The organism is Vibrio sp. QJM3NY_26 (genome assembly GCF_057786005.1).
In genome coordinates this window covers 1419991-1432968 of the sequence record NZ_CM173515.1, presented here as the reverse complement: position 1 = coordinate 1432968, position 12978 = coordinate 1419991, and the positions used below count along the sequence as shown (strand labels likewise).

General features: G+C 41.3%; 11 protein-coding genes. 6 read left to right on the top strand and 5 right to left on the bottom strand.

Going from position 1 to position 12978, the window contains the following annotated elements:
* Positions 1 to 234: 234 nt before the first annotated feature.
* The 6 genes from AC3CH4_RS06395 (at position 235) to folM (ending at position 6521) form a co-directional block, all read left to right on the top strand.
* Positions 235 to 1287, top strand: coding sequence for a polyamine ABC transporter substrate-binding protein (locus AC3CH4_RS06395; protein ID WP_237290600.1), 1053 nt, complete (start codon positions 235 to 237; stop codon positions 1285 to 1287).
* Complete coding sequence (locus AC3CH4_RS06390; protein WP_488543470.1) at positions 1284 to 3674, top strand: putative bifunctional diguanylate cyclase/phosphodiesterase; 2391 nt, start codon at positions 1284 to 1286, stop codon at positions 3672 to 3674. The genes AC3CH4_RS06395 and AC3CH4_RS06390 overlap by 4 nt, the downstream gene beginning before the upstream one ends.
* Positions 3675 to 4126: 452 nt before the next feature.
* Positions 4127 to 4624 carry a 2-amino-4-hydroxy-6-hydroxymethyldihydropteridine diphosphokinase gene (folK, locus tag AC3CH4_RS06385; RefSeq protein WP_488543469.1) on the top strand — a complete coding sequence of 166 codons (498 nt, stop codon included), beginning with the start codon at positions 4127 to 4129 and terminating at the stop codon, positions 4622 to 4624.
* Positions 4625 to 4781: 157 nt separating this feature from the next.
* A complete protein-coding gene (gene folX, locus AC3CH4_RS06380; protein ID WP_054546529.1) occupies positions 4782 to 5159 on the top strand; it encodes a dihydroneopterin triphosphate 2'-epimerase in 378 nt (125 codons plus the stop codon).
* A gap of 10 nt (positions 5160 to 5169) precedes the next feature.
* Positions 5170 to 5808 (top strand): GTP cyclohydrolase I FolE, encoded by a 639-nt coding sequence (gene folE, locus AC3CH4_RS06375; RefSeq protein ID WP_017080608.1) that lies wholly within the window; start codon positions 5170 to 5172, stop codon positions 5806 to 5808.
* The gene (gene folM / locus AC3CH4_RS06370; protein WP_488543468.1) at positions 5805 to 6521 is read left to right on the top strand and encodes a dihydromonapterin reductase; all 717 of its coding nucleotides are present in this window, start codon (positions 5805 to 5807) and stop codon (positions 6519 to 6521) included. The genes folE and folM overlap by 4 nt, the downstream gene beginning before the upstream one ends.
* 636 nt (positions 6522 to 7157) lie before the next feature.
* Here the strand turns inward: folM and AC3CH4_RS06365 are convergent.
* The 5 genes from AC3CH4_RS06365 to AC3CH4_RS06345 all read right to left on the bottom strand — a co-directional run bounded on the left by AC3CH4_RS06365 (position 7158) and on the right by AC3CH4_RS06345 (position 12687).
* Complete coding sequence (locus tag AC3CH4_RS06365) at positions 7158 to 8123, bottom strand: viperin family antiviral radical SAM protein (protein ID WP_488543467.1); 966 nt, start codon at positions 8121 to 8123, stop codon at positions 7158 to 7160.
* A gap of 124 nt (positions 8124 to 8247) precedes the next feature.
* Positions 8248 to 10431 (bottom strand): hypothetical protein, encoded by a 2184-nt coding sequence (locus tag AC3CH4_RS06360; protein ID WP_488543466.1) that lies wholly within the window; start codon positions 10429 to 10431, stop codon positions 8248 to 8250.
* Positions 10432 to 11008: 577 nt separating this feature from the next.
* The gene (locus tag AC3CH4_RS06355) at positions 11009 to 11377 is read right to left on the bottom strand and encodes a hypothetical protein (RefSeq protein ID WP_488543465.1); all 369 of its coding nucleotides are present in this window, start codon (positions 11375 to 11377) and stop codon (positions 11009 to 11011) included.
* A gap of 15 nt (positions 11378 to 11392) precedes the next feature.
* Entirely contained in the window at positions 11393 to 12265 is an 873-nt protein-coding gene (locus tag AC3CH4_RS06350) for a patatin-like phospholipase family protein (protein ID WP_488543464.1), read from the bottom strand.
* A gap of 83 nt (positions 12266 to 12348) precedes the next feature.
* Positions 12349 to 12687: a hypothetical protein gene (locus AC3CH4_RS06345; protein WP_017074550.1), complete on the bottom strand. Its 339-nt coding sequence runs from the start codon at positions 12685 to 12687 to the stop codon at positions 12349 to 12351.
* Between the last annotated feature and the right edge of the window lie 291 nt (positions 12688 to 12978).

The following is a 12978-nucleotide window of genomic DNA, read 5'->3' as shown; positions in this document are numbered from 1 at the left end:
GTAAAGAACATGCTCCGATTTGATCCAATATGAAAAATAACGTTTAACGATGTTTTACACTTTCAATTCTCTATGTCTACTCTAGTCCCACAAATCAACTATTTGCACGATATCTAATATACATCTCACTAATATATTGAATGATGAGGCACAATTACGCCTATGTTTGATAAATAAGGCCAAAACCAACGTCATGGTTAAACACCATCGAAAACAATTAGTAATAGGTATCTGATGCGTTTTTTAACTTGTTTTACTCTAACGTGTACTATTTTTTTATCCGCTAGGTGTTTTGCCGAAGAGCTAAAAATTTTCACTTGGGAAGACTATATCTCTGACATTCTGATAGAAGAGTTTGAAGAACAGTACGGTCATACTGTTTCTCAAGTTTATTTTGAAAATGAAATGTTGCGTGATGCTGTGGTGTATTCAGGTAAAGCCCTAGCCTATGATTTGTTTATCATTGATGGGCAAACCATTGGCGAACTGGGCAAAGCAGGCACCTTAGGGGATTTGTCTAATACTTTGAAGGAAGGTAATTCAAACTTTACAGAGGTGTCTCGCAGAGCTTGCGGGGTGCATGGCATTCCGTACGCTAATGGTACCATGGGGGTCGCATTTCGGTCTTCAAGAGCTACCGAAGGTATAACCTCTTGGATGGACGTTTTCGACTACGCATTAGAGCACCCTCAAACTGTTGTGATTCCTGATGACGATGTAGATACCATTGCAATCGCATTATTGGCGTTAGGGTTCGATCCTATGACCGAAAATGAAGTCGAATTGGCACAAGCGTACAAACTGTTAATGAAGGTCCGTGAACAGCTATTAGTAATAAGAGCGGCTATTGGCTACGCTCTAGATAAAAAATCTGGCTCTAAAATGGAAGTTGCCGTTATCTATTCAGGAGAAAAAGAACAAATAGCGTCGTATACAGAGCAAGATGATTGGATCTATACCATTCCTCAAGAAGGTACTTTGATGTGGCATGAATGCTTTAGTGTCCATAAAGACAGGCCTATTAGTAAAGCGTCGATAGAGTTCCTTAACTTTATTAACACACCTGAAAGATCGGCATTAAATGCAGAAGAGATGTGGTTCGCAAGCTCGAACAGACACGTCTTGGGCTTAGCATCTGATGATTATCTGTTAGATGAAGAGTTGTTCCCTACGGGATTAGACAGCGGTTCATCGTTTACCTATAAGACACTAAGCAAAGAAGCTTCAGACCTGAGAAGCCAAATACTCTTTGTTATTCATAACCAAAGATATAAAACAAAAAAATGAAACTGTCGCTAAAGATCAATTATATTCTGCTCCCTGTTATGGTGGTAATTTTCTCCATCGCCGGAGTGTTTTCGTATACCAGTCAAAAAATGCAACTGAACTCGTCGCTATCGGAACAATTACAAAGTGAACTTACTCATATCTCTCATGAGCTTAATGAAGCGCTTAGAGAGCTCGATTCTGCGATTAGAATGAGTCTAGAGAACTACTACATTCAAAAGTATCTTATTGAAATATATGATGACACTGCTCAATATTACACGGAGAAAGAGCTAACGGCTTATATCAATCAATTAAAGCTCAATCACAGTACGATCGAGAGCTTTGCTCTAGTGGATATTAATGGCAAAGAGCTTATCTACTTTAATACGTCGGATCCATTTGCAAAATACTCTGCTGATACGGTTGTGACGGATCACCTTGCTACGATTCAACAAGCATTAGATTTGAAAGGTGTGGCTCACGTTAACGCTTCTACCTACAAACTGAACGATGGTGTTGAAGGCCCTGAATTTTTAGTTGTAAAAACATTTACACCTGAGCAGAGTTTTACTGTCCCAACCTTTTCTTATGGGCAGACATTACTTACTGCAGTGGTTCGCTCAAAAATCAGGCACTACGATGAATTTCAAGCGTCTGTGAAAAGTAGGCTCGGTCCTGACGCTCAACTGATACTTAGACCTAATTCTACCTCGTACTCGCTGGGTAACGAAGAACAGATAAAAGATATTACCTTGCCAGACTATGAATTAGGTTTTCAGTTAATACATGACTTATGGTCTATCAAAATTTGCCTATCTCAAATACACCTCAATAAGTTGTATAAACCCTTTCAACTTCTTTACGCTGTTATTGTTTTGTTAGTAACGGCTGTCACTTTCTTACTACTAAAGTGGCTTATCGTAAAACAAATCATTAAGCCAGTGGAGAGACTGACTAAGAAAGTGGAGTCCGTAAATCATGATGGCTTAGTCTACATAGAGCGTTCCAAAAGTAACGACGAAGTCTCCATCCTCACCAATAAGTACATTAATTTGATTACTGATCTCGATGATCTGGCAAAAAGAGACTCTCTGACGGGCTTACCAAATAGGAAAAAATTCAATTTAGATATCACGCGTATAATGAATAACTGCACCGAAACAGATACAAAGTGCGCCGTTATCTACTTTGATATTGATAACTTTAAACACGTAAATGACAAGTACGGACATCATGTTGGTGACCACTTATTCGTAGTGTTTTCAGAACGCCTTGTCGACAGCTTTGTTGATTTTGAGTGGGGAAATCTAACTATCTCTGAGCTTGAGTTCGCCAGGCTATCTGGGGATGAATTTGCCATCATAGTTGGTGGATTGGACGACTTAGATATACTTACCGAATTTGCCCATCGAATTCTCTCTCTCTTTGAGGACGGTTTCGAGGTGGATGGTACTCAATTTGATATTGGGGTCAGTGTCGGTATTTCCGTTTACCCTGATGATGCTAACTCTGTCACCGAACTGGTTAACAATGCTGATTCAGCTATGTATGCCTGCAAAAATGTCGCGGGAAGAAACCATTATCAATTCTACTCAAAAGAGATGGATAGAGAAATAAAGCGTCATACTCAAATTAATGGAGACTTGAAAGATGCGATTAAATCTAACGGATTCTATCTAACCTATATGCCTGTTTATGATATCGAAAAAGGTAAGATAAAAGGTGCAGAAGTTCTAATTCGAACAAGCCACGAGGCTCTACTCTCCTACGGGCCAGCGGATTTTATACCTGTAGCAGAATCGTCAGGCTTAATTAAACATATTGATTATTGGGTTTTTGAAAATGCTCTGCAGACGCTGTCCGTCTGGATAGAAGAGCTGAATTTTGATGGTACATTAGCGATTAACTTCTCATCTTGGCAGCTCTCTAATTCCGACTTTGTCAATGTACTTTCTGGGTTACTGACGCGCTATAAGATTCCAGCCCACATGATTGAAATGGAAATCACTGAAACCTGCTTTATACCCGGAGACAAACAGAATATTGAGAGACTTAAGGCGTTGAAACAACTCGGAGTGAAGGTTTCTCTTGACGATTTTGGTACCGGCTATACGGCCTTTAGCCAACTGATAAATTATCCTATCGATACGCTTAAGATCGACCGTATGTTTGTCAACGCAATTGACTCTGAATCAACAGACAAACAGCTTATTGAAGTGATCATTGAAATGGCCAAAATTTATGATCTCAATATCATTGCAGAAGGCGTAGAAACAGTGAGTCAATTAGATTACGTTCGAAACAAAGGATGCCAGGAAGTACAGGGGTTCTTACTATCTAAGCCTTTAAAAGAAGATGATTTTATCGCGGCATGGAAGAGAGGGAGTTTGCCTGAATACAGTTAAAATATGTGACACCATAGAATATGGTCTAGTTCTGCGCCTTGGAATGACACATCGCTTTGCCCGTTCGATTGATGGCTGTATGTTGTGGCCTGATTAATCTAACCTCCTGATTAGAATTGTTGTCATGAGCTTTGACATGGGTAACGATAAAAAGCCAGATGCACCTCTATTTGAGGCGAGCCAACTTCAGTAAAGCGGTGTTTTCGATGCTATAACTAATCCGTATTCTATTAACTTAGCAAAACCACTGACAAAATAGTTATCCAATACCTTCATAGGCTGAGTTTTTACTCGTGGCACTTTCTAGCTCACAGGTGCCCTTTTTTCGGGCTCAAAACGGGCAAAACTTGTAACAGAACCCTATTTTCTTTTATCTTCCTGCCTCTAAGAGGATACATAGCTGATCTTCATAGCAAGTCGGACGTATAGGCTCCTTAAAAGGAAGGAAAACTATGGCCACCGTCTATGTCAGCATCGGAAGCAACATCAACCGCGAACATCACGTTACAGAATCTCTAAAAGCATTGCATAACCGCTTTGCACCGCTGCACATTTCCAAATTCTACGATTGCGAGCCTGTCGGTTTCAAAGGGGATAACTTCCTTAACCTCGTCGTTGGGTTCGAATGTAACCTGTCTGTCGCAGAGCTGGTTAAGGTTCTGCATCAAATCGAATCAAAGAACGATCGCAAGCGTCAGACCAAAGCCTATGCTTCACGGACGATGGATATCGACATCCTTCTTTATGGTAATCAAGTGGGCGTTATCGATGGCGTAGAGCTGCCTAGAGGCGAAATCACCGAGTACGCTTTTGTGCTCAGGCCGTTAGTCGATATTGCTGCGCAAGAACGTCACCCCACTCTAGACATCTCATATCAGCAGCTCTGGGAAAACTTCGATCAGTTAAGTCAGAAAACCCAACCCATCCCTTTCAAATTCAGTTTCACCTAGCCTTTACATGACTGAAAAAAGAACGGCTGCAACAGGAACAATTGCGAAAAGAACAACTGCGAACGGAACAACTGGACTCTTAATCGCCTCAGCTTTACTGATCTTTTCTTAAAACAAGTACGTAACTGACTTCACTTTCTAAGGATTGGACACTGTTATGAATCACAACGCCATTATCACCATTACAAACCTGAGACTAAGAACCTTCATCGGCTTCAACGAAGAAGAAAAGTCTAAGCAACAAGACATCGTTATCAATGCAGAAATCCACTACCCCGCCAATAACCTTTGCCTCTCTGATGATGTGGAGAACGCGCTCAACTACAAAAACATATGCAAGAAGGTCATTCAACACGTCGAATCCGGAAGGTTTCTGCTTTTAGAAAAATTGACCAGCGACGTACTCGGCATTTGTATCGATCATCCATGGGTGAAATACGCTCAAGTGAGAATCGACAAGCCTCATGCGCTACGTTTTGCCGACTCTGTTTCGCTCACCCTGAGTTATGAAGCAGACAACGACAATAATTCATAAGGAGAGAGTCATGCTGAATACAGAAGCCGAAAAAGTAAGAGAAGCTTTGCTCGCAAAAGGACTTGAAACCCCAATGACTCCGAGCGAAATGAACCCTAGTCAGAAGTACAACCGCATCAAAGGGCTTTTAACGGAAGTGGTTAGTACGCTTGGACTGGATTTAACCGACGACAGCCTCGCTGAAACCCCTCATCGCATTGCGAAGATGTACGTCCATGAGATTTTTTCAGGGCTCGATTACGATAACTTTCCAAAAATCAGTGTTATAGAAAATAAAATGTCCGTTGATGAAATGGTTAAGGTATCGAACATAGATTTAACGTCGACGTGTGAACATCACTTCATCACCATCGATGGTTTAGCAGAAGTGGCCTACATCCCTGAAAACAAGATTCTTGGGCTGTCTAAAATAAACCGTATTGTTCGATTCTTTGCTCAGCGCCCTCAGGTACAAGAACGCCTTACTCAGCAAATCTTGGTCGCGATACAGACTCTAGTTGAAACAGAAAACGTGGCCGTGACGATTAAAGCAACCCACTATTGCGTTAAATCTAGAGGTGTCATGGATGCCAACTCTGAAACTTCAACAACCGCGCTCGGTGGTATCTTCAAAACTAACCCTCAAACCAGAGCTGAGTTTTTACGATGAGTGAAACGATACTAATAACCGGCGTGGGAAAGCGACTAGGCTTCGCACTGGCGCAGCAACTTCTAGCGGATGGATACAAAGTGGTTGGCACTTACCGAAGCGACTACCCTCAACTGCAATTACTGCGCGACAGTGGAGCCGACTTGCAGCAGGTAGATTTTTATCAACAAAGCAGCTTAGAGGGCTTTCTTCATTACGTGGGTCAAGAATATAAGACACTTCGAGCAGTAATACATAACGCTTCTGACTGGAAGCCGGAGAACAAGAAAAAACCCAGTGAAAATGCATCACAAATCATGCATCAGATGATGACCATTCACGCTACCGTGCCTTATCTGTTCAATTTAACACTCAAAGACCAACTGATGTCTGGCGATAAAACGTCAGACATTATCCACATCAGTGATTACGTTGCGGAAAAAGGCAGTAAGAAACACATCGCTTACGCGGCCAGTAAAGCGGCGCTCAACAACCTGACTCTGTCGTTCTCAGCAATGCTGGCTCCCAAGGTGAAAGTAAATACCCTCTCTCCAGCCATGATTAAGTTCAATGAACATGACGATGAGGCATACAAAACCAAAGCGCTGCAGAAAGCTCTGATCCCTACAGAAGCGGGCTTTGAGGAAATAATAGATGGCATCAAGTTTGTATTGGCCAGTCACTACATGACAGGAAGAACCTTACACTTAGATGGCGGTAGGCATTTGAAGTGAAGGTCTTGCATTGTGCACTTACGGCAGCATCGTAAACGTAACGGTATAAACCTGATTGACTGAGCACGATCCAACATAAGGCTAAATACTATGCCGTGTCAGGTGGAACTGGACCAAGCAAATTTCCAACATGAAAAGGTCCGATTTAGAGTTAAAACACTCCACTAAAAGCAAAAAGGCCTCGCAATAGAGAGACCTTATTTTTAGTTGAAAACTACAACATTATCTCATTGACTTAGCTGTTTTGTCATGGGCAACTCATTGAATTGATATTGATACCTTGTCAGTAATTTCGTGTTTTAGTTAAATGCCAACCGTTACCATGCCTGCACTTATAAACATCTAACGCAATGCCTTGCTCTTCGTAAATTATACTTGCTCTGATTTTTGCTTCCTTGCTTGTTAAGTACGAATTTTTATACTCATTGGTAGCAGATGTACACTTGCTACACTTTTGACTGGGAGTCATTCTGCATTTTGGCGATAAATGCCAGTAATTGCACCTTTGACATTTATACGGTGCTAACTCATTGTCATAAACATTCTTGGAGTATTCAGCTGCGCTTTGTGCTTCAAACTCCGTGTAATAAAATCTTAAAGGTTTGCCGGATACTTTCCCTAAGCACGTTTCACTTTTCATGCCAGCACCTCACCACAAATGTTGGATGGGTTTCCAGCATAGTAACGAGACTTAAAACGATTACAATTGAAGTTTATTTGGTTCAATGCAGTCTCTACGCCCACATCAGTAATGCGTTCACTGTAACTATAACGACCAGACATACCTTTAGAGTTTTGATAAAAACGTCCGTTTGGGTCAACCATCAAGTATGATTCAGTCATTGTATTGTTTGATTCAGCTGAGATTGGTAAGCCTTTGCCTGAATGTCGTTCAACAAAACTACTAAATTGTTCATCTGAAACTAGTAAGTCACTCCTACCAGTCGGCATGACTTGAAGAACTTTCCATTTATCTAACGATATGCTGGAGATTAGCTGAGAAAAATCTTCTTCCCAATTTAGAGCATTTACAACGGTGTTTATTTTGGTCTTTAAACCTTTTTGGGTGCGCGATAGATGTTGAATTGCAAGCTTAAGTTCATCTATGTTTAACGAATTGCCTTTTCTATCAATACGACCTAACTCTCTTCTTACTGGATGTTGTTGACTATCGAAGCTGATACCAACCATATCTAAAGTATTAAGAGGTAACTCAAAACGGCTTCTTAGCAGGAGGTAGCTGCCGTTAGTGATGATTGAAGTTTTGAATCCTTTTTGTTTTGCCATTACTAAGGCCGTAGAGAACGAACTACCTAGCATCATTGGCTCACCGCCAGCGAAATTTATACGTACATCTTGGTAACCAAGAATTATTTTGATCTCTGGGTCACCATGAATGAAATAGTTAGCTAACTTGTCGAGCAGTTTTTCAATTGCATCCAATGATTGATGCAGTTCATTGGGTCTTCCCCACTTAGCAAAGCAATAGGTACAGTTATAGTTACACGCCTCTGTTATGTGCCAGTTGATTACGAGTTCATTTAACTGACTAGAGGTCGTTTCGTTCGTTGTGTTAATAACAAGGTGGTTTTCTGTAGACATACGTATACTCCTTGACAGGCCTATTCTTGTTGGCCGTAAAGTTTTTACATGGCGGACGGTAAGCGTCAGAGTAGGAGCATCGGGCTCCAGTACACCAAGATTGGATGAATGAATTAAATGTAGTTTATGGGTTGCGCATTAAGTTGCGTCTCGTTTTGAGGGCGCCCTCATGGTTTATTACCATACCAAGTTTTTGTCGTTGGCAGATAAGTAGCCACCATTCAGCTGCAATAATGCCTCGCTTCAAATCAGGAATAGTAGAATTCTTTTTTGTTCTTCTTCGGACTGCTTTGTAACATTCACCTGCGATTGCACGTACATCAGGATCAGGATCTGATTGTTTGATGAAATACACTGCCTTATGAACTTGACCGTTAAGGTCAACCCCTAATTCAGTTAATGCCTTTAAGTACCCTTGTCGCCAAACTGAAGACTGCTCAACTATTTGTTCAACTGTGTATTGTTTATCTCTCGCTTTTTCACCTTTACGAAGTCGTAAACGACTTAGGCAGAACTCTGCTAACTCATTAGTGCATGTAACATAAGGTTCCATCAAAGCTTTCAAGCGGCTTTCAGCTGGTTCGGTCAACTTAATATCTAGGTGTTTCTCAAACAATCGAGTAGCTAGATCACTTGCTGGAATATACCATTGAGTTAAATTACTTTGGTTCAATGAGTTTCCTAAAGAAATCGATTCATCAGATAGCGGTAGAGTATAGGAGCACATTAGTAACAATCTATGACGAAAGGATTTCTTAGGATGTAAACGATCAAGCTCTTCTAGTAGTTGTTTGAGCTGGTTATCATGCCTTTTCTGCTCTTCAGGCTGACATGCTCTGGTTACTTCTTTTCTTAAAATACCTATACTTTTATCGATATATGGCAGCAAGTTATGCTCGCGTAAACAACGAGTGGCGGTGATTGTCCATTCTGGGATTAACGTTTTAAGAAAGTCATCTGTTTCTGGAAGTTGGCTAAACAGCCCACGCCACCATTCAGAACAGGCACTGATAAACTCGGATGATTCTCCCCTTCTTACAGGAAAAGTAGCAGATAAAACATGAAGTTGTTCACTAGCTTCTAACGTAATCAGGTTTGTTAAGAAAAGATCTTTCCAAACACCAAAGAAAGATTCACACACCCATCTCTCAGAGATCTTAGACAATTCTGGCAACCGTTGTTTATTGCTCAAAATACGGTCAAAATCTTGCTGGATTGACCATTGGATCCATGCTTCTAATTGTTCACGAGTTAACTGAGAACATAAATCCTCGAGCTCTTTTTTCAGACGAATATCAAACTTATCGTGTTCGTATGTTTTCCAGTCAATATCGCTCTGAATATGATGGTAGATATCACTAAAATATCGGTCTATGTGGTTAGCCCACTCTTTCGCTTCTAGACCTTCAACATTGTCTGCGTTGAAATTAAGAATTAGAACCTTCTTAAGATCTCGCTTTATGGTGCTGAACCAGTTAGTTAGAGAGCTTTTGACCTCTTCGTCATCAAAGTCTTTCTGCCAAACTAGTGACTCAAGCTGTTCCCATGGGGTGCCCCAAAAAAAACTAGATAAGTCAAAAGAAATTCGTCCCATTTCAGCATCATATTTGATCCATACTCGTAAGAATTCTAGGCCTAGTTGGATTGATTGAGCGTGTTCGCAAGGGGAGCTAGAATCATCGTTTGATGAAGCTAGTGATAGTAATCCATTAACTAAGGTCGAGTCGTCTGTACGATATTTTAAACAGTCAAACGGTGGTGCGATAAAGTGGAAGCAATCCCAAAGAAAGCGCATTCTCTCGTTTTCATTTAGAGAGCTAAATGTTTCGTCACTAAAGAACTCTTTGGTGAAAAAAAGCTCATCACCATAGTGATTTCGAACAAACCAAGCATATGAGTGAAGATGTTTTTCTATCCCCGCCTTATAGAAACCGTAAGGAGAGGTTGGAAAATATGCGCTTGCCACATCAGTCAAAAACTTGAAAAGTAATGACTCTCTATAAGATTCGTCAGCACGAAATGGCTGTAACTGAAAACGTATGTTTACGTTTTGGCAAAACGCTAGCGCTACGCATTTTTCTGGTTCAGAGTTCTGCTCGTTAGCAGTAGTCAACGCTTCTTCAAGACGTGAAGAGTTGTAAAAAATATCAATCCAGTTTTCTGAAAAGTGTTTAATCAATAACGTTCGAAAATTGCCTTGAACTTCAAATTCGTCAAGTGCTTGCACGAAACGTTCGACGGGATCTTTTTTTTCATCGAGGGAGCGATTGCCAAATGGCGCATCTATCCTGCACATAGTTTTCTCCAATAAGAATGGGAGTTAGGTTTCACGTATAGAATTAACCGGAGCAGTGTCCGGGTTTGCAGCTGAAACCTCCCGTGCAATAGAGGGGAGCGGAAAAGTGAGTAACGTACTCGATAGCCGACTGCAATTTAGTCATATTCACCATAAATCGTATTGTGCTGCATTGTCAATAGCTTAGGTCATTTAATATCTATACGTGTTACCTTGGTTTGAAGTGAGGGAAAGGGGTGAGTTTGTACTTCGATTCCAAAAAGCTTGTTGCAAGTTATGAGTTAAACCCTTACTCCTTTCCCATATCGAAAAAAAGCCTCGCAAACACGAGGCCTTAGTTTTATCGAACAATTACAACCACCCTACTTCACTTACTTAACTGCTTTCATTAACGTTTCGTTGAGCTGCACTAGTTGCTCTAGCATTAGGAAGTGACGAAGCTAGAGCACTAAACCGTGAGTATAGAAACACAAAAGGCCAGACCCTATTGGCTATAAGACTGCAGAGATACTGTTTATTATCTAGAAATTGCTGTTATCTAGCGACTACTGTTACCAAGAAACCATTATAAGCCAGAAGCTACTATGACCTAGAAACTGCTAAAAGAGTGAGGAAGGCGTTTTTCTTCGTCCCAGCCTGATAGCTCAATATTGATTAGTGATTTGCGCTTCTCATTACACAGTGAAGCGATATTGATGATAGGTAATTGGCTACGAAGCTGCGCGGTAAGTATCACCTTTTTACTTTCACTCAGGCTGTTTCGACATTGCGCTAAAACCGCTTCGCTATCTAATTGGCGCGCGTTCTCCATAATGTCGATATCAGTATTCTCTTGATAGCAATCTATCAGCCAAGATACAGCAGGCTCTTCTAAACTGGTGAGTACGATGACATCTTTATTTGCCATAAGGTCGTGGAGTTCAAGCTCTTTTAGTTCAGTTTCCATAATTACTCTCATTCAGCAACAAATACATTAAAGTCGATTACCCAGTTTAGCTTGTGCCAAATGGTAGCCTCTATCTATCATCTCTTGTGAGCGATCAAATTCTAAAGTGCCACAGGCATTGCGTGGGAGCTCAAGCGTAATATCGGCGGGGTAAGCGGCCAGTTTTTGGCGAGCAATGGTCGATTGCATCGCATCAAACGCTTGGTTGGCAATGTCGTAGGCAGCAAAATTGAAGTTCATTTTACTTTTTACACTGCTACCTAGATTATCGATAAAGTGAACAACCCTCTCATGCAGATTGCTCTCTTTTGTAGGTAGGGAAACCGGTATCACTTCCTGTTGAAGCATCTCAGGTTCACCACCTAAGTTCACAGCCAGAGTAAAGTCTGTCATATCACTAAAGGTAGGCGCAATCGGTACGGGATTGAGTACTCCACCATCAATCAGCACTTCACCATTGATGACATGAGGTGTGAAGAACAGTGGCAAAGAGATGGAGGCGCGAATGGCATCAAACAGAGAACCTGATTGCAACCAAACCTCTTTTTCATCGGCGACGTTAGCAGCAACTGCGGTATAAGGGATAGGCAGATCTTCAATTGAAATCTCGCCGATCAATCCACGCAGTGTGTCGATGATCTTGTCCCCTTTGAAGATACCACTCGATTGCCATGAAAAGTCCAACATCATAGCCATATCCGATTGGTCGATACTGGTAACCCACTCTTCAAATTCATCCAACTTGCCCGCCGCATAGACACCACCGATAAGTGCGCCAATTGAACAGCCAGAGATGGATTTTATCTGATAGCCATGCTCGATTAACCAACGGATGATTCCAACGTGAACCAAGCCTCTTGCGCCACCACTGCCAAGTACCAATGAGACCGTTTTTGCCATCGTATTAATCCTTTAGTTTTTAATTCTAGGGGAGCTAACTCGCCGATTTACCAATTCGCAGATCTCAACTCACTGAATCACTCTCAGTTCATACGGGTAATGAAGGTTTGCTCGTCATCCACAAAAGCCACATAGTCGCCGTGATAGATAAACACCCGGCCACGCCCTTCCACTATACACGCAAGCTGTGGGTTCAAATCTTCTTCAAGATTTTCACTTTGATACGTGCCGGTGTCGGTAATCACACCGCGGAGTTTAGGCAAAAACCCATAGCTGCGCTTGGCTTGATCAATCAGGCTCAATTCACTGGTGGTAGAGAAGTAAGCTGGGATGGGACCAGCATCTTCGATAAACATCGGTTTCAGTTCTTCAAAAGCTGTAATCACCAGCCAGTCGATGCCGTTTACGTGATGGATAAACATTGTTTATAAATACCTAGTTTCTCGATAGTTCTGATGCGGAGATTCTAACACTATCAGGGGCTAAACGTAGGAGAAATTGAGTTGCTAGAAGCAATCCCTACCCCTGCTTATTACCCAATATATCCAGCATAAAACTGGAAAAGATGTTCACCATCAAATCACACAAAGAATGCAGCCAAACGTAAGTCGTTGGACTTTTTTCTGGGCCTTTCGAGTCGAACCATTTGTTGTTGAAAGTGACTTTGTTATTCCTGAAATTAAGAGCCTACAAATAAACAGACACATACTATC

Excerpts from the sequence above, each read along its gene's own strand:
- AC3CH4_RS06395 (WP_237290600.1), top strand. The coding sequence starts at position 235 with ATGCGTTTTTTAACTTGTTTTACTCTAACGTGTACTATTTTTTTATCC.
- AC3CH4_RS06390 (WP_488543470.1), top strand. The coding sequence starts at position 1,284 with ATGAAACTGTCGCTAAAGATCAATTATATTCTGCTCCCTGTTATGGTG.
- folK (WP_488543469.1), top strand. The coding sequence starts at position 4,127 with ATGGCCACCGTCTATGTCAGCATCGGAAGCAACATCAACCGCGAACAT.
- folX (WP_054546529.1), top strand. The coding sequence starts at position 4,782 with ATGAATCACAACGCCATTATCACCATTACAAACCTGAGACTAAGAACC.
- folE (WP_017080608.1), top strand. The coding sequence starts at position 5,170 with ATGCTGAATACAGAAGCCGAAAAAGTAAGAGAAGCTTTGCTCGCAAAA.
- folM (WP_488543468.1), top strand. The coding sequence starts at position 5,805 with ATGAGTGAAACGATACTAATAACCGGCGTGGGAAAGCGACTAGGCTTC.
- AC3CH4_RS06365 (WP_488543467.1), bottom strand. The coding sequence starts at position 8,123 with ATGTCTACAGAAAACCACCTTGTTATTAACACAACGAACGAAACGACC.
- AC3CH4_RS06355 (WP_488543465.1), bottom strand. The coding sequence starts at position 11,377 with ATGAGAGTAATTATGGAAACTGAACTAAAAGAGCTTGAACTCCACGAC.
- AC3CH4_RS06350 (WP_488543464.1), bottom strand. The coding sequence starts at position 12,265 with ATGGCAAAAACGGTCTCATTGGTACTTGGCAGTGGTGGCGCAAGAGGC.
- AC3CH4_RS06345 (WP_017074550.1), bottom strand. The coding sequence starts at position 12,687 with ATGTTTATCCATCACGTAAACGGCATCGACTGGCTGGTGATTACAGCT.